The organism is Vibrio sp. THAF64 (assembly GCF_009363455.1).
Classification (GTDB): Bacteria; Pseudomonadota; Gammaproteobacteria; order Enterobacterales; family Vibrionaceae; genus Vibrio; species Vibrio coralliilyticus.
Genome location: NZ_CP045355.1, coordinates 3,167,234 through 3,190,213, shown reverse-complemented (window position 1 = coordinate 3,190,213; position 22,980 = coordinate 3,167,234). Strand labels below are relative to the sequence as shown.

General features: G+C 47.0%; 21 protein-coding genes, 1 pseudogene and 1 riboswitch. Of the genes and pseudogenes, 10 read left to right on the top strand and 12 right to left on the bottom strand.

The annotated features are described in order from the left end of the window. Positions 1–29: 29 nt before the first annotated feature. Positions 30–257 (bottom strand): annotated as a pseudogene (locus FIU99_RS14825) (secondary thiamine-phosphate synthase enzyme YjbQ); the annotation flags it as partial. A 296-nt stretch (positions 258–553) separates the two neighbouring features. On the opposite strand from FIU99_RS14825, the gene pgi reads away from it, so the two are divergent. Continuing rightward, the gene (gene pgi / locus FIU99_RS14820; protein ID WP_006958343.1) at positions 554–2,206 is read left to right on the top strand and encodes a glucose-6-phosphate isomerase; all 1,653 of its coding nucleotides are present in this window, start codon (positions 554–556) and stop codon (positions 2,204–2,206) included. A gap of 103 nt (positions 2,207–2,309) precedes the next feature. Here pgi and FIU99_RS14815 read toward each other — a convergent pair whose 3' ends face one another. The 7 genes from FIU99_RS14815 to FIU99_RS14785 form a co-directional block, all read right to left on the bottom strand. After that, positions 2,310–3,206 carry a TIGR03899 family protein gene (locus FIU99_RS14815; RefSeq protein ID WP_006958341.1) on the bottom strand — a complete coding sequence of 299 codons (897 nt, stop codon included), beginning with the start codon at positions 3,204–3,206 and terminating at the stop codon, positions 2,310–2,312. A gap of 303 nt (positions 3,207–3,509) precedes the next feature. Next, entirely contained in the window at positions 3,510–4,007 is a 498-nt protein-coding gene (locus tag FIU99_RS14810) for a DUF3299 domain-containing protein (protein ID WP_006958339.1), read from the bottom strand. Between the two features lie 2 nt (positions 4,008–4,009). After that, complete coding sequence (locus FIU99_RS14805; protein WP_006958338.1) at positions 4,010–5,269, bottom strand: ABC transporter permease; 1,260 nt, start codon at positions 5,267–5,269, stop codon at positions 4,010–4,012. Then, the gene (locus FIU99_RS14800; RefSeq protein ID WP_006958337.1) at positions 5,266–5,973 is read right to left on the bottom strand and encodes an ABC transporter ATP-binding protein; all 708 of its coding nucleotides are present in this window, start codon (positions 5,971–5,973) and stop codon (positions 5,266–5,268) included. The genes FIU99_RS14805 and FIU99_RS14800 overlap by 4 nt, the downstream gene beginning before the upstream one ends. A 56-nt stretch (positions 5,974–6,029) precedes the next feature. Then, on the bottom strand, positions 6,030–6,698 hold the full coding sequence (locus FIU99_RS14795; RefSeq protein WP_152472336.1) for a DUF2796 domain-containing protein: 669 nt from the start codon (positions 6,696–6,698) through the stop codon (positions 6,030–6,032). A gap of 71 nt (positions 6,699–6,769) precedes the next feature. After that, positions 6,770–7,072: a DUF2607 family protein gene (locus tag FIU99_RS14790; protein WP_050778591.1), complete on the bottom strand. Its 303-nt coding sequence runs from the start codon at positions 7,070–7,072 to the stop codon at positions 6,770–6,772. A gap of 74 nt (positions 7,073–7,146) precedes the next feature. Then, positions 7,147–7,698 (bottom strand): YtfJ family protein, encoded by a 552-nt coding sequence (locus FIU99_RS14785; protein ID WP_152472335.1) that lies wholly within the window; start codon positions 7,696–7,698, stop codon positions 7,147–7,149. 209 nt (positions 7,699–7,907) lie between these two features. Between FIU99_RS14785 and FIU99_RS14780 the strand changes: the two genes are divergently transcribed. Further along, complete coding sequence (locus FIU99_RS14780; protein ID WP_029236268.1) at positions 7,908–8,108, top strand: DUF1107 domain-containing protein; 201 nt, start codon at positions 7,908–7,910, stop codon at positions 8,106–8,108. A gap of 46 nt (positions 8,109–8,154) precedes the next feature. On the opposite strand, the gene msrA is transcribed toward FIU99_RS14780, so the two are convergent. Next, positions 8,155–8,784: a peptide-methionine (S)-S-oxide reductase MsrA gene (msrA, locus tag FIU99_RS14775; RefSeq protein ID WP_006958322.1), complete on the bottom strand. Its 630-nt coding sequence runs from the start codon at positions 8,782–8,784 to the stop codon at positions 8,155–8,157. Between the two features lie 119 nt (positions 8,785–8,903). Here msrA and FIU99_RS14770 point away from each other — a divergent pair, with 119 nt between their 5' ends. From FIU99_RS14770 to FIU99_RS14760, 3 genes are read left to right on the top strand one after another with little or no spacing between them, the layout of a single operon-like run. Next, positions 8,904–10,613, top strand: a complete 1,710-nt coding sequence (locus tag FIU99_RS14770; protein WP_039951297.1) for an autotransporter assembly complex family protein — start codon at positions 8,904–8,906, stop codon at positions 10,611–10,613. Further along, on the top strand, positions 10,610–14,371 hold the full coding sequence (locus tag FIU99_RS14765) for a translocation/assembly module TamB domain-containing protein (RefSeq protein ID WP_152472334.1): 3,762 nt from the start codon (positions 10,610–10,612) through the stop codon (positions 14,369–14,371). The genes FIU99_RS14770 and FIU99_RS14765 overlap by 4 nt, the downstream gene beginning before the upstream one ends. A gap of 20 nt (positions 14,372–14,391) precedes the next feature. After that, positions 14,392–14,739, top strand: a complete 348-nt coding sequence (locus FIU99_RS14760) for a gamma-glutamylcyclotransferase (RefSeq protein ID WP_006958319.1) — start codon at positions 14,392–14,394, stop codon at positions 14,737–14,739. Between the two features lie 45 nt (positions 14,740–14,784). On the opposite strand, the gene ppa is transcribed toward FIU99_RS14760, so the two are convergent. Next, positions 14,785–15,312: an inorganic diphosphatase gene (gene ppa / locus FIU99_RS14755; protein WP_006958318.1), complete on the bottom strand. Its 528-nt coding sequence runs from the start codon at positions 15,310–15,312 to the stop codon at positions 14,785–14,787. Positions 15,313–15,468: 156 nt separating this feature from the next. Beyond that, the gene (gene fbp / locus FIU99_RS14750; protein ID WP_006958317.1) at positions 15,469–16,482 is read right to left on the bottom strand and encodes a class 1 fructose-bisphosphatase; all 1,014 of its coding nucleotides are present in this window, start codon (positions 16,480–16,482) and stop codon (positions 15,469–15,471) included. 314 nt (positions 16,483–16,796) lie between these two features. Here fbp and mpl point away from each other — a divergent pair, with 314 nt between their 5' ends. The 5 genes from mpl (at position 16,797) to thiQ (ending at position 22,289) form a co-directional block, all read left to right on the top strand. Beyond that, the gene (mpl, locus tag FIU99_RS14745) at positions 16,797–18,149 is read left to right on the top strand and encodes a UDP-N-acetylmuramate:L-alanyl-gamma-D-glutamyl-meso-diaminopimelate ligase (protein ID WP_152472333.1); all 1,353 of its coding nucleotides are present in this window, start codon (positions 16,797–16,799) and stop codon (positions 18,147–18,149) included. 14 nt (positions 18,150–18,163) lie between these two features. Further along, positions 18,164–18,790, top strand: coding sequence for a flavin prenyltransferase UbiX (locus FIU99_RS14740; RefSeq protein ID WP_006958315.1), 627 nt, complete (start codon positions 18,164–18,166; stop codon positions 18,788–18,790). Between the two features lie 37 nt (positions 18,791–18,827). Then, a riboswitch (TPP riboswitch) is annotated at positions 18,828–18,941 on the top strand. A 53-nt stretch (positions 18,942–18,994) separates the two neighbouring features. Further along, entirely contained in the window at positions 18,995–19,987 is a 993-nt protein-coding gene (thiB, locus tag FIU99_RS14735; protein ID WP_006958314.1) for a thiamine ABC transporter substrate binding subunit, read from the top strand. A 9-nt stretch (positions 19,988–19,996) separates the two neighbouring features. After that, complete coding sequence (gene thiP, locus FIU99_RS14730; RefSeq protein WP_006958313.1) at positions 19,997–21,601, top strand: thiamine/thiamine pyrophosphate ABC transporter permease ThiP; 1,605 nt, start codon at positions 19,997–19,999, stop codon at positions 21,599–21,601. Further along, complete coding sequence (gene thiQ / locus FIU99_RS14725; RefSeq protein ID WP_006958312.1) at positions 21,585–22,289, top strand: thiamine ABC transporter ATP-binding protein; 705 nt, start codon at positions 21,585–21,587, stop codon at positions 22,287–22,289. Before thiP ends, thiQ begins: the two co-directional genes overlap by 17 nt. Before the next feature lie 68 nt (positions 22,290–22,357). Here the strand turns inward: thiQ and yjgA are convergent, their stop codons facing one another. Then, complete coding sequence (gene yjgA, locus FIU99_RS14720) at positions 22,358–22,885, bottom strand: ribosome biogenesis factor YjgA (protein ID WP_006958311.1); 528 nt, start codon at positions 22,883–22,885, stop codon at positions 22,358–22,360. Positions 22,886–22,980: the final 95 nt, after the last annotated feature.

The window sequence follows — 22,980 nt, the reverse complement described above, 5'->3', positions numbered from 1 at the left end:
ATTTTTTTTGAATCAAGAGAATCAAGCTAAGGGGCACGCTCCGGTACAAATTGGTTAAAGTGCTTTTCCATATCATGACGCACCGTTGGGTCGGCGTTTTCGTTAATGGTCAGGCTTGCAGAAGTATGTTGGATAAATAACTGTAATATTCCGACAGGAAAATCCGCTATTTCTGGAATTTGTTGTTCTATTTCATCGGTGATGAGATGAAATCCGCGTTTTCTCGCGCTCAATTGAATACTCTTCTGAGCCCACATATGGCATCCTCTATAATCTATTTGGCAAATTCAACCTAAGGCGGTAAGGTGAGTGCCAATAGCTAGTCATGGGTTTGAGTGTAACTAAATCACTTAACGTGACTTAACTCAATGATGGTGCAGCCACACTGGTTCATAATTGCACCTTGAAAATTTATTACAAAGTTCTGGCTGCTTGTTGCAATGCGAGAACCGAACTATTTTTGCTTAATCGGGGATTCTACTGGCTGTCGTTTATCTTATTATCCAGCCAACCAATGTAGAATAAAACCTACTGTAACATCGGGATAGTAACCATGTTGAAAAATATCAATCCAACGCAAACATCAGCTTGGAACGCGCTGACTGCGCACTTCGAATCGGCTCAAGATATGGATCTTAAAGAGCTGTTTGCTCAAGACGCTGCGCGTTTTGACAAATTCTCTACGCGTTTCGGTAGCGACATTCTTGTTGATTACTCTAAGAACCTAATCAACGAAGAAACTATGAAGCACCTATTCGCATTAGCTGGCGAAACTGAGCTTAAAGCAGCAATCGAAGCGATGTTCAGTGGTGAAGCAATCAACCAAACTGAAGGCCGCGCCGTACTCCACACAGCACTGCGTAACCGTAGTAACACTCCTGTTATGGTTGATGGCGAAGATGTCATGCCTGCTGTAAATGCCGTGCTAGAAAAAATGAAGTCTTTCACTGAACGTGTTATCGGCGGCGAGTGGAAAGGTTACACTGGTAAAGCGATTACTGATGTCGTGAATATTGGTATCGGCGGTTCTGATCTTGGTCCTTACATGGTGACTGAAGCTCTAGCTCCGTACACAAACCACCTAAATCTACATTTCGTTTCGAACGTTGATGGTACACACATCGTTGAGACGCTTAAGAAAGTAAACCCAGAAACGACACTATTCTTAGTCGCGTCTAAGACGTTTACTACACAAGAGACTATGACCAATGCACACAGTGCTCGTGATTGGTTCCTCGAGTCAGCAGGTGATGAAGCACACGTAGCGAAGCACTTCGCAGCGCTTTCTACCAACGCACCAGCAGTGTCTGAGTTTGGTATCGACACCGACAACATGTTCGAGTTCTGGGACTGGGTTGGCGGTCGTTACTCGCTATGGTCAGCTATCGGTCTTTCAATTGCCCTTGCGGTAGGTTACGACAACTTTGTTGAGTTGCTAGATGGCGCTCATGAAATGGATAACCACTTTGCATCTACTGAGCTAGAAAGCAATATCCCTGTGATCCTAGCGCTGGTGGGCCTGTGGTACAACAACTTCCATGGTGCTGAGTCTGAAGCGATTCTTCCATACGATCAGTACATGCATCGTTTTGCAGCTTACTTCCAACAGGGCAACATGGAGTCTAACGGTAAGTACGTTGACCGTGACGGCAATGCAGTGACTTACCAAACAGGCCCAATTATCTGGGGTGAGCCTGGTACTAACGGTCAGCACGCTTTCTACCAGCTGATTCACCAAGGCACTAAGCTGATCCCTTGTGACTTTATTGCACCTGCTATCAGTCATAACCCTGCAGGCGATCACCACCAGAAGCTTATGTCTAACTTCTTTGCCCAAACTGAAGCGCTTGCTTTTGGTAAGTCGGAAGAGACAGTTAAAGCGGAATTTGCCAAAGCAGGTAAGAGTGAAGAAGAAGCAGCGACGCTAGCACCATTCAAAGTGTTTGAAGGTAACCGACCAACTAACTCGATCCTAGTCAAGCAAATCACACCACGTACGCTAGGTAATCTGATTGCAATGTACGAGCACAAGATCTTCGTCCAAGGTGTTATCTGGAATATCTTCAGCTTCGATCAGTGGGGTGTTGAGTTAGGTAAACAATTGGCTAACCAAATCCTACCTGAGTTAGCTGATGAGTCGGAAATCAGTTCTCACGACAGCTCAACGAATGGTCTGATTAACGCATTCAAAGCTTACAAAGCATAAGCTGATCCGAACTAAGTAAAAACGCCAACCTGTCGGGTTGGCGTTTTTGTTTTGGAGGGATGTCAGATCACATTCGATCTTATTGGTCTACTAATCTGAATTCTTATACTGTGGTATCGATACTAGATTTAGTATCCGTACTCGCGGTGAATTTCTGGCTGAGCAAAGCGACCATCTGATCGTAATACTGCATGTTTGGCTTGTTTCCAAGTAGCTTACACAATTCATTGCCAGTTGGGCTAAAGCGGTAGTAGAGAAGTCGAACCCCTTTGCTGTGCGCTTGAAGTGACAACTGCTTGCCCTGATAGTTAAGCGGTAAAGGGGAATCGAGCTCAATTTCACCTGACTCCAACTCAGTACCATGCATCAGGCCAAGTTCAAATAAGACCAACAGGCTGGAGTAGGGAAGCTGAAAATTACCAACGTTGATATTGCCAGTAATATTACGCTTACCGAAGCTGAAAATCCCTCCTTGTGCCCGATAACCAATCAACAGCTTACGACTGGTATCGCCACCAAAACTGCACGCTAAAGAGGCGGCACGCTGCAACGTCTGCGCTTCTTTTGGAGACATATCCTGTAGCACCTTTAACGCTTTCATTGAGGTTGAGCCTGGGTTAGTGACTTCGCGCTTTAACACTTGTGCCCATAGTCGCTGCATTGAGGAGTTGTGTACTTCCTGAGCCATATTGAAGAAGCGGTGTAGCCAATCCTGATCGGGGTCGCCCGCGGTTTCATCTTTACAGGACAGATGAGCGAGCTTAAGGATTTGTTCGAGGTTTTTCTGTTTCTGCTCTTTGTAACGGCGCTCGCGAATGAGAGCGCGTTCTAATGCGGTTTTTTCTGGTGAGTCTTTTTGTAATAAGGCATCCAAACCATGGGTTTGCGCAATGTTCATCACCCGGCTGGCACTATCTTTGATATAGGTTTGCTTTTTCTCATGCCGTGATTCAGCGCTGGACTCGTGCTCTATAACCACTGGCTTTTGCTTTTCCGACATGTGAATTCCTTGCCCATCAAAGTGTTAAACGTATTTATTAAATTTACCTCTTAACCTGATTGGCTGCCAGAGGAACTATGTGAGCAAGCTTTGAAAATTGGCGCTATGCCAAATGATAATAAGTTGTTAAAATTGTTATCGATGTTTTTGAGGGGCTTATGAAGTTTTTAAATGAGAATAAACTGAAAAAGCACCTGTCAATTGCCCTACTATTTCTGGTTTATCTAGCCGTCTTGGTATATCTCTCTAGATACATATAAAGAAAAGCGGATAATTAACAGGTTGCTTTTATGTTAATCAATATTAGTAGTCATCGTACTCTTCGATAGCGGTGCCTTCTAAAACGTAACCTGTTTCAGCCAGATCATGGTTGATGGTTTCCGTTTTCAGCGTACCGACCACGTAAATAACATCCCACAGCTCTTGCACTGGCGCCCCTTTAGGGAACTTCACGTAGATGATCTGGTTCGGCGGTGGTGGTGGCACGTGAATACATGCACCAAAGTATGGCACCAATAAGAATTCGGTGACTTTGTCCTCATCCCCTTCTAACGGAATGACAAAGCCAGGTATTTTAACCTTACTGCCGTTGAGTTCCTGGCGAACCTTACCCACCAAGGATTGCTTGGCTGCCTGACCAGAGTGATCAGTCACTGGCATACCGTACGAATCGAACTGTTTTCGTTCACTCTCCGGGATCAGATCGATCCAGTCCAGTTTGAGAATATCTTCTTTAGCACTAACCAGAGAGGGCGTCATGAAGCTCATGGCTAGCATGACGACTAAGATTATCTTTTTCATGTTTAAACCCGAATTGTCATCCCATCACTAAGGGATTGTCTGTATGCACGGAACGCTGGAATAAAGCCGATTACAGTACCTGCTAACTGCACAGCTGCAAGCAATATCCACTCATAATGGGATATGGCTACCATCTCAATATTAATTCCATACTGTTGTTGAATTACTGGTGCAACGGTGGCCAATAGCGCATATAAACCTACTACACCCACAGCTAAGCCAACTAAGGTTAAGGCACTGGCTTCGAGAATTAACAGCGACAATACATGCCGTGGCCTCGCTCCCATCGCCCTTAGAATAGCCATCTCTCGACGTCGTTCCTGCAAACTAGTCAGCAAACTCGACAACATTCCCAGAAGTCCGGCGATAACGACGAATACTGAAACCGCCATCAGGGCTTGTTCTGCTACTGACATCATGCCCCACAATTCGTGCAGCGCAACACCCGGCATAATGGCACTCAGTGGCTCTTTAGGGTAGGTGTTGATCTGGCGCTGTAGAGCAAAAGTCTGAATTTTAGAATTCAGGCCAAGAAGCATGGCAGTGATTTGTTTTGGCTGGAAGTTCTGTTTTTCAAGATGCTCAGCACTTGGTGTATTACCTAAGTGGGCGCCAGACTCCCAGCCAACGTGAATCGCCTCAATCGCCTCGAGTGATACATGTACGGTTTTATCTACCGGGGTGCCTGTCGGGGCTAGGATACCAACAACTTTAAATGGCAGGTTGTCATGGCGACTGAATCCAACGTCACTGATGCCGTGGGCAATAATGATTTCTGTGCCTATCTTGTACCCCAGAGAGCGGGCGACATCAGAGCCAATGACGGTCTCAAATAAACCTTCAAATTCGCGTCCCTCAGCGATGGCAATGTTTTGTTTTTTGCCATATCGATAGTGCTCAAAATAGCTGTGGTTGGTGCCCATCACGCGGAAACCTTTGTGTGAGTCTCCGAGTGAAATAGGGATCGCCCACTTCACAGAACGATGATGGCTGAATTCCTGATAACTCTTCCAGTCAATGTTATTGGTGGCGTTGCCGATGCGAAACACTGAGTAGAGCAGCAAGTTTACTTGACCAGAGCGTCCACCGACGATCAGGTCAGTCCCTGAGATAGTATTGGCAAAGCTGCTTTTGGATTGGGTACGGATTCTTTCTACCCCCAGCAGTAAGATGACCGAAATAGCGACGGTTAATATGGTCAGAATGGCAGTGACACGGCGGTTACGGACACTCTTCCAGGCAAGCATAAATGTTGGGGTCATTGTTGAGCTCCTGCCTGATTGATTTGATTAAGGTTTAAGGTACGGTCGAACAGGCTTTCCAGTGTCGGATCATGGCTGACAAACAACAGGGTTGATTGAGCCTGATTGACCTGCTCAAGGAGCAACTCGATAAATGCGGTGCGGTTGTCGTAGTCGAGCGAAGATGTGGGTTCATCGGCAATGATCAGAGCCGGTTTGCCAATCAGAGCACGAGCGGCTGCGACACGCTGTTGCTGACCAATACTCAGTTCTACGACAGGTTTATCCATCAGATGTGCAGGCAGATGAAGTTTTTCCAGAAGTTGAGTGGCGTCTTCAACCAGCGATGTATCGACCTGTGATTTGCGCTGTGCGGAAAACTGGCAGGGCAGGATGACATTTTCAATCACGTTGAGATAGGGCAATAAATTAAATTGCTGAAATATATAGCCAATATGATCGGCACGGAACTTGTCGCGCTGGCTACCTTTCATTTGATTGAGATCTTGACCTAAAACACGTAACTGACCGCTGCTGGTGGTGTTAATACCAGTAAGCAGTCCGAGTAAGGTGGATTTGCCACAGCCACTGGGGCCTTTAATAAAGAGGTGCTCGCCTTTAGTGATATGCAGTTGTTTGATATCGAGTGTCGGAGTTTGATTCCCGGGCCAAGTAAAGGTTACCTGCTCCAGCTCAACAACGCTGTTACTTCTGTTTTCTACCATCGGATCAACCTGAACGAATAGACCTGATAGCCACAAGCTATCAGGTCTTTTTAGACTTAAAGCGAAATCTTAGTGTTGTCTGCAGACAGTTCAAGTGCTGTTTGCACTTTATCTGTCAGTAGGTTAACGCTGATAGATTCTGTCGTTGGGAAAGCCTTGAACCATTGTGTATCGATAGAAGAAAGGGCGTTGATGTCGTCACACTTGAAGTGATATTCGACAGTAAACTCGCCATGGCCACCTTGATGTTCATCATGGTGTTCGTGACCTTCGTGACCTTCGTGACCTTCGTGATCATCATGGTCATCGTGGTGTTTGTGCTCATCATGATGCTCGTTATGCTTTTCGTGGTCGTGGTCGTGGTCGTGGTCGTGGTCGTGGTCGTGGTCGTGGTCGTCAGCACCTAATGTGTGGGTTACTGACTGATGCTCAACCTTACAACCTGCTGCTGATGCAAGAGTGAAAATAGAATCTGCATTTTCTAGTTTAGTGACTGCGTCTTTTAGGGCTTTTTCTTGTTCTGCTGTTTTTGGAGCATGTTCAAAGCCCACAACATCAGCACCAGGAGCTGTAATTTCCATTAGAAGCTCTTTACCATCTTGAGCGATGTTTAGCTCAACGTGGCCGTGCACGTGAGCTTCGTGTTGACGGAATCCTTCTTCAGCGAAAGCGGTAGTACTTAGGGCAAGACCAACCAGTGTTGCAATTTTTGTCATTGAGTTCATTGTGAATCCTAATAAAGTGTTTTGATAAAATATATGGCTATTGATATGAAACAGCACGTAAAAAATCTGGGTTAACTGATCAATCTCATCGGGGGAGATCGTGCTTGATAGGCAAAGGCTGGCTGCTGGTAGAAGTGGTAATCATCCCGCACGACGAATACATCTGGTAATGAGGTATCGATGAGTGCCAGAGATAAATAGCTCATGCCGTGTTGTGCGCAAGAGAATAGCTGGCAGTGATGATCACTGTGATGTGCAGACGAGATATCGTATTGGTGGTCGATGTAGGCGAAACCCATCCATAGCATCAGCACAATGCCACACAAGGCAAGCGCGGCTGAGCGTCTGGTTAGATTAGGATGAGTTGGAATCACAGCGTTTCATTCAATACGAAAAAAGAGCTGTTATGTTATAACAACTCTTCGGGAAACGCTAAGATCAAATGAGATTAGATATTATCTTTAATCAGGGTCAGAACCTGTTGAATTTCGTCACTATTTAGTGCGCCTTCTTTAACAAACAGGACGTTACCTTGCTTGTCTTGCACTACGATAGCAGACGATTCTTCCTGAAGTTCCCAAGCACCGGCAACCACACCCTCTTCATCAAGTACCATTGAAGACCATGGGAATTCTTTTTTGCTGTCTTCTGCTGAGGATTTTACAAACGAGCCTGTTCCCCAGATAGCATCATCTTGGTTAATGATGGACGTGGTCTGGTAGCTTTCCGCTGGGAATTTAGCCGCTGTAATGGCTGACATGAGTGGTGCATTCAGCTCTTTCGAACTGCTGCGTCCGGCGATGGCTTGGATCACACGTACCTTGCCTAACATGTCCTGAGAAGACCATTGTTGATAAGTCGTATCATTGTCCTTGACCATAATTTCACCATAGCTGGCCACTTCAACGGTCGGAACTGCATGGCCGACAGTGATGTTATGCGCCAGTGCAAACATGGGAGAGCATGCTACTGCCAAAGCTATTAGAGTCTTGTTTTTCATTATTTTGTTCCTTCTTAGTAAGCGGAAAAAGTATATACCGAAAAATTCTCAGTCGCTGAAGAAAACCAATTGTGTTAATGATTTGTTGTTTATTTGTGATCTTGCTTCTTGTTGGTCTTGGATTAATGTGTATGATGTATTGTAAGCCTATCAGGAAGAGAGGCTGAACCAAGGAAAGGTTCATATCGCAAATGGATATTGAGGTAGTTATGCTGCGCGAATTTACGAAATATCGACCACGTCAGGTGGCACGCTTTGTTAAGACGTTATTCAAGGGACAGTTTGTCATTTCAGGAATTGGTGAGTTTAGATTTGATAACGGTAAAGTCCTGATGCCGGACATAAAAGATAAAAAGAAAATGAATACCTTCAAGGAAATCAATCAGGCCATTACGGTGTTACCTGTGTAGGAAAATAAAAAGTCGCCCAATTGGGCGACTTTTTGCTTTATAGCGTTTAGTTTTCTGGCGGGAAGCACACGCCAGTGCCGCCTAACCCACAATAGCCATTTGGATTCTTGGCTAAATACTGCTGATGGTAGCTTTCCGCATAATAGTAGCGACCAGCAGGCAGGATTTCGGTGGTAATAGACGAGGTTTCTTGTCCGAGCAACGCTTGATATTCGTCTCTTGATTGTATTGCTGCCTGATATTGTTCGTCGCTATGCACGTAAATAGCAGAACGGTACTGGGTGCCTAAGTCGTTGCCCTGACGCATTCCTTGAGTTGGGTTATGACGCTCCCAAAATTTTTGCAGCAGTTGGTTAAGGCTAATGACTGCAGGGTCAAAAACAATCCGCACCACTTCAGTATGACCTGTCTGACCTGAGCAGACTTCTTCGTAGGTTGGGTTAGGTGTAAAGCCACCAGCGTATCCCACCGAAGTACTGATCACGCCCTCAAGTTGCCAAAACAGACGCTCTGCGCCCCAAAAACATCCCATGCCGAACACGATTTCTTCGCAGCCTTCAGCAGGTGGTGCGGTTAAACTGGATTGATTGACAAAGTGTGTGTCGTCAATAGCTAGTGGCTGCTCACGCCCCGGCAAAGCCTGCTGAGCAGTGATCATGGTTTGTTTGTCGAGCATAGTGAATATCCTTAAATTAACAATCTTGAGAGTAGACCGCCTAATTGACTGTTTTCGTACAGACTTATTTTATGAGTGGCGTTATTATTCCGTTACGATTTTGAGGTAGTAAATAGAACATGATAAGAAAGTCATTACCAGCCCTTCTCCTTCTCAGCAGTTTTCCTGTTTTTGCACAGGAGATCGATGTGTCCGTCGAGGGCTTGTCAGGTGAACTGGAAAAGAATGTTGACGCTTATCTTTCGTCTATACCTGCCGAAGAGTATAACACCAGCCTTCGTTTTCAAGCCCGATTAGAAAAGAGCCTGACCGAAGCGCTCAACGCGCTGGGCTACTACCATCCTGATTTTTCTTTTCAGATCGTTGATGAAGACAGTGAGCTGATTGTTACAGTCACTCCGGGTGAACCCGTCACGATCAAAGAAGTCGATATCCAAATCACTGGTGAGGCCAGCGACGATCGATCATTTAAGGCCTTGATTCGCAAAAGTGGCCTTAAGGAAGGCCAAATCCTCAACCATAGTCAGTATGATGGCCTGAAGTCTGGGATTCGCAATCTGGCTTTGCAGAAAGGCTACTTTGAGGGCGATTTCACCGCCAGTCGTCTTGAGGTTGCACCTGATCTCAATCAAGCCTTTATACGTCTTCATTTTGATAGTGGCATACGTTACTCGTTTGGCGAGAACCTGATCACGGGCAGTCAAATCGAACAAGATCGGGTTAACTCTTTATCGCCTTATCAGCAAGGCGACCCTTATCAGGTTTCTGAGGTCGGCGCTTACAACCAGAACCTGTCAAACACAGACTGGTTCTCATCGGTATTTGTGGAACCAGACTTGTCTATGCTGGGCAAGAGCAGAGAGCTACCAATGAAAGTGTCTTTGGCACCACAGGCAAAAAATAAGTTGGAAACCGGCCTTGGTTACTCTACCGATGTGGGCGTTCGAGGCTCTCTGAAATGGAAGAAGCCTTGGGTCAACTCTCGTGGTCATAGTTTTGACAGCAGTTTTTCTCTCTCTAACCCAGAACAGACCATTACGGCCGGCTATCGGATTCCGCTTGAAGATGCATTAAATGAGTACTACCGCATTCGCTATGGTATGAAAAACGTCGACAATCGAGATACGAAAAGTCTCGAGTCCAATCTTGCGCTGGAGCGGCATTGGGCCTTGGACAATGGTTGGCATAGAACCGTGTTTGTTCGTTACCTATTGGAAAACTATGAGCAAGGTCTGCAAGATGACTCTGGGCAATTCCTTTTACCCGGGATCACATACAGTCGTAGTCGTATTCGTGGTGGCGCGATGCCACGCTGGGGGGATCGCCAAAGCCTGACTATCGAATATGGTGATGATAGCTTGATATCAGAAACACGTGTACTGCGCCTCCAGGCGGGCACGTCATGGATCCGTAGTGCAGGGCGCAACCATCGCGGTATTTTGCGTCTAGATGGAGGCGCTAACTTAGCAGATGATTTTGATAAATTGTCTCCGTCACTGCGCTTCTTCGCTGGTGGTGACAACAATTTGCGTGGTTATGGATATGAGTCTATTTCCCCGAAAGACAGCAGCGGCGCATTGACGGGTGCCAAATACATCGCCACCTCATCTTTAGAGTATCAATACCGAGTGTATGGTAACTGGTGGGGGGCGGTGTTTTATGATTACGGTGACGCTTTTAATGATAACCCCGACTTTAAACGTGGCACTGGTTTTGGTGTCCGCTGGGCCTCGCCTGTGGGTCCAATCCGTCTTGATTTTGCCTGGGGCCTTGATGCCACTCCGGGTGACGAATTTAAAATCCATTTCACGTTAGGGCCTGAACTATGACCAAGGTTGTTTTTAAATGGTCTAAGTGGCTGTCTATCTCATTGATCAGCTTATTGGTGGCGATTGCCATTGCCTTAGCGGCAGTACTGTTTACAACTCCGGGGCTTAAACTGGTGCTGTGGGGAGCAGAAAAGTTTGTGCCTCAGTTGAAAGTCGAGTCCTATTCAGGGGCGATTTTTCCGCGCTTTACACTTAATGGTGTTGTGTTTAAAGATGACTCATTTAACGTCGATGTGCAGGCTCGCTCAATCACGTTGGCGGTTAATGCTGCTTGCCTGACAGAGCCTAGCGTTTGTGTCGATGAACTCGCGGTAGATGGCCTTAAATTTGATATGCCGGAATTGCCGCAGAGCACCGCAACGCCGGGTGAACCTGTGGCTGAAGAAAATGGTCCAGTGACAGCGCCTGTACCCATTAAAGTCAAACGCGTTGCCTTGACCGACATATCTCTGGATATTCTAGGTAATCAGGTCAACTGGCAGTCTTTCACCACTGGATTAGCGTTTCAGGGCAATCGTCTACGAATCAACAAAACGGCGCTCGACTCCATTCGCGTCGCACTGGCACCAAGTGATACCAGTGAAGCAGCCCCTGCTGCAAGTCCTTCTACGGATGCTAACGCACCGATAGCCTTACCAAACATTACCTTACCGCTGCAAATTGAAGTAGTGCGATTGGATGTGAATGATTTTGAGCTGCAACAACCCACTCCTGTAGTCGTGAACCATCTGGGGTTGGAGGCGAGTGCGGCCCGCTCCCAAGTTAAGGTTGATACTCTTGAGTTGGATATGCCTGAAGTCGAAGGTCATCTGAGTACAACGGTGACCCTAGCAGACGACTATCCGTTGGTTCTGGAGCTGAATGCCAAAGTGAAGCAGGAGATAGCGGAAGGACAGACAGTCAAACTGCATGCGACCGGAAGTGTTGCTGACTTGGCGCTAAAGGCAGACTTCGGTGGTTTAGCGAAGGCACATCTTGAAGCGGCACTGCAGCCACTAAATGCTGAACTTCCTTTTGAACTGACTTTGCGTGATGGTGATCTTCAATGGCCGTTGAAAGGGCAAGGTGATTATTTTGCCACAATACGCAACTTGCATACTCAAGGTTCGCTAAACGGCTACAGTGTTGAGCTCGATTCGGCTCTGAAAGGCAAGCAAATACCTGATGTTGACCTGACTCTACAGGGCAAAGGGGATTTAAACCAAATCGATCTTCAGTCCCTCTCTATACAAACTTTAGGTGGGGAGGTGAGTGGTACGGTGATGGCCAATTGGCAAGCGCCGATTAACTGGGCAGCAAACCTTTCACTGAAGGACATTCAACCGGGCCTACAGTGGCAGCAGGCGGAAGGTAATATTAGCGGCAAATTAGCCACTACAGGTTCACTGACAGAGCAAGGTGGTTGGCAGGTTGAGTTACCAACATTAGATATTGACGGCATTTTGCGAGATTACCCGCTGAACATAGAAGGTGCGCTGTCTGCTTCCGATAAAGCGGGCACTGGTGAGCTCAAGATTGATACGCCACGCTTAGTCCTATCTCATGGACCGAATAACCTGACGGCAAAAGGTGATGTTGAACAAAACCTAAACATGCAGCTAGCCGTTGATTTTCCGGATATCGCTAAGTCCGTCCCTGATGTAAAAGGCAGTGCACAAGGTCAGATTAAGCTTACTGGTAAGCTGGATAAACCTCTGGTTGGTGTTGATCTCAATGTGAAAGCTATTAAGTGGCAGCAAGATGTGCAGGTAGAGGGTGTTTCGCTGCAAGGGCAGATCTCTCCAATGCCTTTACCTTCCGGCGAATTGCAGCTCAACGTTGCCAACGCCAAGTACCAAGATTATCTGATTGATAAAGTGTTATTAAATTTTGATGGCGAGCAACAGCAGCACGCATTGACTCTGGATCTTGAGTCAAACATCGCCTCAACGAAATTGGCGATTAAAGGTGCGTTGCAAGATAAGCCTGAGTTGATGTGGAAAGGTGCGTTAGAGCGCATGTCATTGACCTCAGAGCAAGGTACGTGGAATTTGAATCAACCGACTCAGTTAGAGTTTCTCATCGACTCACAACAAGCTTTCGTTGCGGCCCATTGTTGGTTACAAGCTGATGCTTCGATTTGTCTCGATCAGGATGTGAACGCGGGTCAAAGTGGCGAAGCGCATCTTTCCATCAAACAATTCGATTTTGAGCAGGTTAAAGCGTTTGTGCCTCAAGCGATTAAATTAGAGGGTGGTGTTAATGCCACAGCGATGGCGAAATGGGCACCAGAGCAAGCGCCGCAAGTCGTGATGAAGTTAGAAATGCCAAAAGGGTCGGTCACGCAAAATAATGAGCAACCTGTGCACCTTGGCTGGGAGTCACTTAAGCTCAATGCTTCTCTGGCAGAAAATTCCTTACACGCTGATTGGCTGCTCGATGTGGCTGACAATGGAGACATTTCAGGTGAGCTGAATATTCCGGATGTGCTAGCGAAAGATAAGCAAATCGACGGGCGGCTTGGGTTAACCACATTTAACCTCGACTTTCTTGCGCCTATTCTTGGTGATTACAGCAAGCTTAAATCAAACATTGCCACTGAACTGACTTTCTCAGGACCAGTCATGCAGCCTAAGGTGCAAGGTCAGTTTGTAGTGGATGATATTTTGCTCAAAGGTGAAATTACTCCCGTTGAGATTGATTCGGGTAAATTGACCGTTAATTTCTCGGGTTACGATGCCACGCTGGCCGCTGCGATCGATACACCTGATGGCAAACTAGAAGTTGCGGGCGATGCCGACTGGCGAGACCTGAAAGATTGGCAAACCAATGTGCGCGTGTTTGCCGAAGAGCTATTGGTTGATGTACCACCTATGGCAAAAATAAAGGTGGTGCCTGACATGACCATATCCGCTTCGCCTAAGCAGGCTCGCATTGACGGTAACATCTCTCTGCCTTGGGGACGGATAGTGGTAGAAGAATTGCCACCAAGTGCGATTGGGGTGTCTAAAGATCAGGTGATTCTTAACGATCAGTTAGAGCCAGAGCAAGAAACTGCCAGTGTTCCATTCAGTGTCCAGACCAACATCAATATCAAAATTGGGGATGATTTTAAGCTGTCTGCGTTTGGTCTTGAGGGGGGACTGTCAGGTAACCTCAATGTTGCTCAGCGTGATAAAGGGCCATTTGTAACCGGAGAAGTGAACATTGTTGACGGTTCGTACCGTTCCTTCGGTCAGGACCTTTTGATTAAGCAAGGTAAGATCCTGATGAACGGCCCGGTTGACCAACCTTATGTCCAGATCACCGCGATCCGAAATCCGGACAATACTCAGGATGAAGTGACGGCTGGTGTCAGGGTGACGGGGCCTGCTGATGAGCCAAGTGTGACCATTTTCTCTGAACCTGCGATGCCGCAGGCTAATGCACTGTCTTACTTACTACGTGGGCAGAATATTGATGGTGAATCTGGTGGCAACTCAATGACGACCACGCTGATAGGATTGAGTCTGGCACAAAGTGGTCGTGTCGTGGGTCAAATTGGTGAAGCGTTTGGTGTTCAGGACTTGCAAGTTGACACCGCGGGCTCTGGTGATGACTCGCAAGTGACGGTCAGTGGTTATGTTCTACCGGGTTTGCAGGTTAAATATGGTGTTGGCATCTTTGACTCAGTGGGTGAGTTCACGGTGCGTTATCGTCTGATGCAGGATCTGTACGTGGAGGCGATGTCAGGTCTGGACAGTGCTGTCGATCTGCTGTATCAGTTTGAGTTCAATTAATCATTAAGTTAGGTGGCAGGATGCAACATTTACTCTTTGTGTATGGAACCCTACGTCAGGGCGAAAGTAACCATAATTTTTTGGCTGATAGCCAATGCTTGGGGCATTTTGAAACACCGCCGCACTACGCTTTGTATGATTTGGGCACCTATCCAGCAGTAATCGAAGGTCATGATACGATTCTAGGTGAAGTGTACCTGATTGATGATGAGACTCTGGCTAGGGTGGATAAACTCGAAGACGTGCCCGTCGAATATCGACGCGAGCAGATTGAGACACCTTTTGGTGAAGCTTGGATATACTTGTATCAAGACGGTAGCATGCTCGATACCATCATTTCATCAGGGGATTGGTGTCAGAGGGTTTAGCTGCTATAGCCATGGAAAAAGAGCCAGCATTGCTGGCTCTTTTTATTATTTCTGTGCGCGTTCGTAAGACTCTAGAATCTCTTTGCGAGCTGACTCTACGTCTTCCCAACCGTCGACTTTTACCCACTTGCCAGACTCAAGCTCTTTGTAACGCTCAAAGAAGTGCGTGATCTGTGCTTTTAGCAGCTCAGGCAGGTCGTTTACGTCTTTGATGTGATCGTATTCTTTTGACAGCTTAGTGTGTGGTACCGCCACTACTTTCGCATCTTCACCAGACTCATCCGTCATTTTTAGAACACCGACTGGACGGCAGCGGATTACTGAACCAGGCATCAGAGGGTGTGGTGTTGGAACCAAAACGTCTACCGGATCACCGTCTAGAGACAGAGTGTGGTTTACGTAACCATAGTTACATGGGTAGAACATAGGTGCAGACATAAAGCGGTCGACGAACACAGCACCTGAATCTTTGTCTACTTCATATTTGATTGGATCAGCGTTAGCTGGGATTTCAATCACTACATAGAGGTCATCAGGAAGAGACTTACCTGCTGGTACGTTGTTTAAACTCATTAAGAAAGTTCCTTTTTTAGTTTGTACCTCAATGAGGCACACGGGCTGAATATAAGACCGGAATACCTTACTGCTAAACTCGGTTTTATGTAAACCAACTAAGGCGAGATTTTGCTCAAGAAAATGTGAAAAAGGCGCTCGAAAGCGCCTTTATATTTAATCTTCTGGATGGCGTTCTAAGAACTCTTCCACTTTTTTGACCATGTTTTTTGAGCCAACAAAGAAAGGCACACGTTGGTGCAGTTCGGTTGGTTTGAGGTCCATGATACGAGTTTTACCATCAGACGCTACACCGCCAGCTTGCTCAATGATATAAGCCATTGGATTGCATTCGTATAGCAAACGCAGCTTACCGTTTGGATGGCTTTGCGTACTTGGGTAGAGGTAGATACCACCCTTAAGCAGGTTGCGGTGGAAATCGGCAACCAGTGAACCGATATAGCGCGATGTATATGGGCGATGCTCACTTGGCTCGTTTTCCTGACAGTATTTGATGTACTTCTTCACACCCATCGGGAAGCGAATGTAGTTACCTTCGTTGATCGAGTAGATGGTACCGTCTTCAGGAATCATCATGTTTTCATGAGACAGGCAGAATGTGCCCAGAGATGGATCGTAGGTAAAGCCATTGACGCCTTTACCAGTTGTGTACACCAACATCGTTGAAGAGCCGTAGATTACGTAACCGGCAGCGACCTGCTTGTGGCCTGGCTGAAGGAAATCTTCTTCTGTCGGTGGGGTGCCAATAGGTGACACACGACGGTAAATCGAGAAGATGGTACCGACTGACACGTTGACATCGATGTTTGAAGACCCATCTAGCGGATCCATCAGGACCACGTATTTCGCGTTTTTGTTCAGCTCTTTATTGAACGCAACGGCTTCGTCTTCTTCTTCACTGGCAACACCACAAACTTGATCACGGGCTTCTAGCGCTGCTTTAAACTTTTCATTCGCGTAAACATCCAGCTTCTGCTGGTCTTCACCCTGTACGTTCTCAGTACCGACTGCACCGGTAATGTCACCAAGACCAGCTGCGTTGATTTCGCGGTTAACGATTTTTGCAGCAAGTCGGATAGAAGAAAGTAGGGATGATAGATCACCGCTAGCGTGGGGGAAGTCCGCTTGTTTCTCAACAATGAACTCGCCAAGGGTGCGCATTCCAGACATGATTTTTCCTTTAAGTCGCTTCAATATAGGGGGATTGGCGTTGGTGATCTCTGACGGATCTTAGATTTCGCCTAAGCCTAGTCTAAGAGTTAGATCTTTTTATTGGTAATGAACTAACTGACTGAGATCTCGTTTTATTTGTCGACTTGATAACGCTTTTCATCTGCTTGTTTGAAGCCATACGAATTGAATAACGCGTATAACACGCAATCATTTGCGTTCGTGTGACGTAAAAACAGTGAGTAAAGTAGTTCGCTTTTCTGCGTATAATCGCCATAATGTCAGCTCAGTTTTCGCCTTGGAGAAGGTCGTTTATGCATATTCATATCTTGGGAATTTGTGGCACATTTATGGGAGGTGCGGCAATTTTAGCTCGTCAATTAGGTCATAAAGTGACGGGCAGTGACGCCAACGTTTATCCACCAATGAGCACATTGTTGGAGTCTCAAGGTATTGAAATCATTGAAGGCTTTGACCCTTCTCAGCTTAACCCAGCACCTGATCTGGTTGTGATCGGAAATGCGATGAGTCGAGGCAACCCATGTGTCGAGCACGTACTCAACAGTAACCTGAGATACACCTCAGGCCCACAGTGGCTGCAGGAGTTTCTTCTCCATGACCGCTGGGTGCTGGCTGTCTCAGGAACCCATGGTAAAACCACTACTTCCAGCATGCTGGCGTGGATTTTGGAAGACTGTGGCTACCAACCTGGCTTCCTTGTTGGTGGGGTGCTGGGCAACTTTGGGGTTTCAGCGCGTTTGGGCGAAAGTATGTTTTTTGTCGTTGAAGCTGATGAATACGACAGTGCTTTTTTCGATAAGCGTTCTAAGTTCGTGCATTACCATCCTCGCACGTTAGTTATGAACAATTTGGAGTTTGATCATGCGGATATCTTCGATGATCTGGAAGCGATCAAGCGCCAATTCCATCACTTAGTCAGAACCGTGCCGGGTAATGGTAGAATCCTTGCTCCGCAAGGCGATTCAGCAATTGCCGATGTATTACAGCGTGGTTGCTGGAGCGAAACGGAGTTCAGCGGCGAACAAGGTGACTGGCGAGCGGAGAAACAAGTCGCCGATGGTTCAATATTCACAGTTTTCTTCCAAGGGGAAGCCGTTGGGACTGTGAAGTGGGATCTGGTGGGCGATCATAACGTCGATAACGCCTTGATGGCCATCGCAGCGGCTCGTCACGTGGGTGTTACTCCGGATTTAGCCTGTCAGTCGCTGGCGAAATTCATCAATACCAAACGTCGACTTGAGCTAAAAGGTGAAGTGAATCAGATTACGGTTTACGATGACTTCGCTCATCACCCTACGGCGATTGAACTTACTGTGGGTGGATTGCGTAATAAGGTTGGCAAACAACGTATCTTAGCTGTACTTGAACCTCGTAGTGCGACGATGAAACGTGGCGTGCACAAAGAAACATTGGCGGCGTCCCTTGCTCAGGCCGACGTCGTCTTCCTTTATCAACCAGATAATATCGAATGGTCTGTCGAGGACATTGCCCAGCAATGTCAGCAGTCGGCTTATGCGTCAGACAGTGTTGATGCGTTAGTCCAGATGGTGACAGAACAGGCTCAACCGGGCGATCAAATTCTGGTGATGAGCAATGGTGGGTTTGAAGGCATCCACGACAAGCTGCTGGCTAAACTCGCCGAATAGATTAATGTAGTAGTATGAACAATGAGAAAAACAAAGCAATTACACTCGCTTTTACGGGGGCTTCTGGCGCACCGTACGGGCTTAGATTGCTTGAGTGTCTGCTAGCCGCCGGCTATCAGGTACATTTGCTGATATCGTCAGCAGCTCGAGTTGTGTTAGCAACTGAGCATGATATGAAATTGCCGGCGAACCCAGAGTCTGCTCAAAAAACGTTGGTCGCCCACTTAAACTGTGATGCCGAAAAGCTGATAGTCTACGGTAAAGACGACTGGTTCTCTCCTGTGGCTTCTGGGTCTGCGGCGCCAAAACAGATGGTTGTGTGTCCTTGCTCTGCAGGCAGTGTCGCTGCCATCGCACATGGTATGTCCGACAATCTCATCGAGCGCGCGGCTGATGTGGTGATGAAAGAGCGCGGGCAGTTGTTGCTGGTTGTGCGTGAAACACCATTCTCTACGTTGCATCTAGAGAATATGCATAAGTTGTCGCAGATGGGCGTCACCATTATGCCTGCGGCACCGGGCTTCTATCATCAGCCTAAGTCTATTGACGATCTGGTCGACTTTATGGTGGCGAGAATTCTCGATCATCTTGATGTTGAACAGGGGCTTGTCCCACGTTGGGGATATGACCAGCGTGCTTAATTCTGGCTAATTGATAACATTACGATTACAATTCAGCCGACACTCATCGGGGAGCTATTCATCGCACAGATGAAGCTGAGATTGGGCAAAGCCCAGGACCCGTGTACCTGAACCAGATAATGCTGGCGTAGGAATTGAGTCTGAACATTTGCCCTGCCAATGTTTCCTCAAGCCTGTGCCGCTCAACCAAGGAGAGAGCGAGCAGTGAAAACCACTTTAAGCACCATCGCCGTTGCCACACTGACATCTTTTTCTGCATTGGCAGCAGATAACACCCTTACCGTTTATACCTACGATTCTTTTGCTGCGGACTGGGGCCCGGGCCCGAAAGTGGAAAAAGCGTTTGAAGCACAATGTGGCTGTGATGTGAACTTTGTCGCTCTTGATGATGGCGTTTCTATTCTTAACCGCCTGCGCCTCGAAGGGGACAACAGCAAAGCTGATATTGTGTTAGGTTTGGACAATAACCTGATGGCAGAAGCGCAGAAAACTGGCCTATTAGCCGAGCACAAGGTTGATACCAAATCGGTCAATCTGCCTAACGGTTGGGAAGACAGTACTTTTGTGCCGTATGACTTCGGTTACTTTGCGTTTGTCTACAACAAAGAAAAGCTCACCAATCCACCAAAGAGCCTTAAAGAGCTGGTGGAATCTCGCGATGATCTGAAAGTGATTTATCAGGATCCCCGTACGTCAACGCCGGGCCAAGGCCTGATGCTGTGGATGAAATCTGTCTATGGCGATGACGTTACCCCGGCATGGCAACAACTGGCTAAGAAAACCGTCACTGTGACCAAAGGTTGGTCTGAGGCTTACTCTATGTTCCTTGAAGGTGAGTCAGACATGGTGTTGTCTTACACGACTTCACCGGCTTATCACCTGATCGCGGAAAGCGACAGCAAATACGCTGCCGCTGATTTTACAGAAGGCCATTACACTCAAGTTGAGGTTGCGGCTAAAGTAAAAGCATCGAAAAATGAAAAGTTAGCCGATGAATTTATGACGTTTATCCTTAGCGACGACTTCCAGTCTTTGATGCCAACAGGTAACTGGATGTACCCAGTAACTGAAGTCGCACTGCCTGAAGGCTTTGAGACACTGACGGTACCTGAAAAAGCCTTGAGCTTTAGCGCAGCAGAAGTGGCGCAAAACCGAAAATCCTGGATACGTGAGTGGCAAAGCGCCTTAACCTTCTAAGGAGACGCTTTGCGTAGTATTCCAAAATTGGGACTCTGGGTCGCGATTGCTATCGCGGCCTTTGTTGTTTCTGCTCTCGGTGCTTTATTAGTTGCCGCCCCATCTCTGAATATCGCTCAGGTTTGGTCAGACCCTTATTATCGGCATGTCACCAAGTTCAGCTTTTACCAGTCGTTCCTGTCGACTCTGCTCAGTGTTGGCTTAGCCATCCCAGTCGCGCACGCACTATCTCGGCGTACCTTTCCTGGTAAATCTTTGCTGCTTAAGCTGTTTGCTACCACATTAGTACTGCCTGTGCTGGTTGGGGTGTTTGGCTTACTGGCGATTTATGGCAATAGCGGTCTGATATCGTCAGCTTTTGTATGGTTTGATTCTAAACTGCCATTTTCGATTTACGGTCTGAACGGTATTTTACTTGCGCATGTGTTTTTTAACCTGCCTTATGCGACGCGCTTGCTATTGCAATCATTGGAGTCTATTCCGGCTGAACAGCATAAACTGTGTGCTCATCTAGGTATGGACCATTGGCATAAATTTAAGTGGGTCGAATGGCCTCGCTTGCGTCAGCAGTTGCCGCACGTGTGTGGCTTGGTGTTTATGCTGTGTTTTACTAGTTTCGCGACGGTAATGGCGCTCGGTGGTGGGCCGAAATCGACCACGATAGAACTGGCGATTTATCAAGCGATCAAATTCGATTTTGACTTGCAGGCAGGGGCATTACTGGCGATATGGCAGATGCTACTGTGTGGCATTATGGCGTTGGCAGTGCAGCGTTTGACCAAGCCTGTGGCGGTGAGTTCTGGTACACAAGGTCACAACCTTTATATGGCAAAGGATTCGATCTGGTCACGTATCTGGGATTGGAGTTGGATTGGCCTGAGTATACTATTAGTGCTGCCACCTTTACTGATGGTGGTGCTCAGTGGCATCAACTCAGAAGCCCTATCAGTGTTTACGGATCAACGATTTTGGCTGGCGTTATGGTCGTCACTTAAAGTGGCAACATTGGCGAGCGGTATCGCGCTTTCGGCAGGGATTGCAATATTGCTGACCAGCCGTCGATTGCGTTTGAATGCAAAAAACCGTCATGCGGATCAGATTGAGTTACTGGGAACGATCATTCTTGTCACGCCCGGTTTGGTGATATCTACTGGGTTATTCTTGCTACTGCGGTCTTTTACAGATGTGTTTAGTCTGGCGTTTTTTATTGTGGTCGCGGTGAATGCTTTGATGGGCTTGCCTTACGTGATCAAAACCTTGTCACAGCCGATGCTGCATATCGAGCAGCAATACCAATACGTATGCGCAAGTCTAGGTATGAAAGGCTGGCAGCGCTTTCGCGTTGTTGAGTGGCGAGCACTGAAAAAGCCAATGGCTCATGCTTTCGCGATCAGCTTTATGTTTGCGGTGGGAGATTTAAGTGCGATTGCCCTGTTTGGTAGCCAGGAGTTCCGCACGCTGCCGTTGTATCTTTTCCAATTGCTGGGCAGTTATCAGATGGATGCAGCAGCTGTAGTGTCAGTTACTCTGTTACTGCTCAGTGTTGGCTGTTTTGCACTGATTGAAACCCTGTTTAAGGCAAACTCTAAGGTGACTTATGCTGACCCTCAATGATGTTCGTTACTATTACCATCAGGATCTATTCCATTTTGATTTACATATTGAGCAGGGAAGTCTGGTCGCATTGATGGGGCCGAGTGGGGCGGGTAAATCAACGTTACTGGCCTTGGTCGCGGGCTTTATCGAACCTGAAAGTGGTAGCATCAAAGCTGGTGAATTAGAGATTGTGGGCAAAGAGCCTCACCAACGTCCTTTTGCGATGCTATTTCAGGAGCATAACCTGTTTGCCCACCTCTCAGTACGAGAAAACATAGGATTGGGCCTGCACCCTGGGTTGAATCTCAACTCTGAGCAAGCCAGTCAGGTGGAACACGCAGCGATGCAGGTCGGTATTGCGGACTATTTGGATCGTTTACCTGAGCAATTGTCGGGCGGACAGCGTCAGCGTGTCGCATTGGCTCGTTGCTTTGTTCAGCCTCATCCAATCTGGTTGCTTGATGAACCTTTCTCTGCGCTTGATCCGGTGTTGCGTGAAGAGATGCTCGGACTGGTCAAGCAGTTAGCCGCAGAGCGCAATATTACCGTGGTGATGGTGACTCATCATATCAGTGACGCTAAAGCTATAGCTTCGCATTTTGCCTTTGTTGACCAAGGAAAGGTGGCGGTTGCTGATACAATTGAACATTTAACCCAGCAACATAGCCACGTTGCGCTCAGCGGGTTTGTTAAAGCGGGTGAATAGCTACTCCTAAGGGCAAAAAAATGGGCTGATGCGTTTGCATCAGCCCATTTTTATCTAAAGCAGCTTGCTTAAATCTCTTCGTCGTTGAGCTCTTTGAGCACTTGGAAGATTTCACGGAACGCTTTAGCTGGTTTACCCGCTTTTTTCTCTTTTGCCGCCTGACGTGCCAATTGGCGTAAACGCTGGCGATCCGCTTGTGGATATAGCTCCATTACATCAGCAATGGCATCATCGCCTTCTTCAACGACACGATCGCGTAACTGTTCCAGCTTGTGCAGTGCAGCAGTCGCTTGAGAGTGCTTGTTACGTACTTTGTCTAGTGCCGCCTGAAGTGGTTCAGGATCTTCGAAACGCATCAGCTTACCAATGTATTGTAACTGGCGACGACGAGCTTCATTTTTAAAGCGTTGTGCGTCTTTAATTGCTTCTGCAAGGTCTTCACTTAACGGGAATTTTTCTAACACTGAAGGTTTAAGACTGGCGAGTTCTTCACCCAGTTTTTGTAACTCTTCCATGTCACGTTTCATTTCGGTTTTACTGACCCAAATGATTTCCTCTTCCTCTTCCCATGGCGCTTTTTGATTCTTACGGGCCATCTTTCTGCCTTAATTTGAACATCTATTTCTCTATTTTAACAAGAATCATGGGGAGAAAGCGAAATTCTTGTTATTCTAGGGACAACAGACCTTAA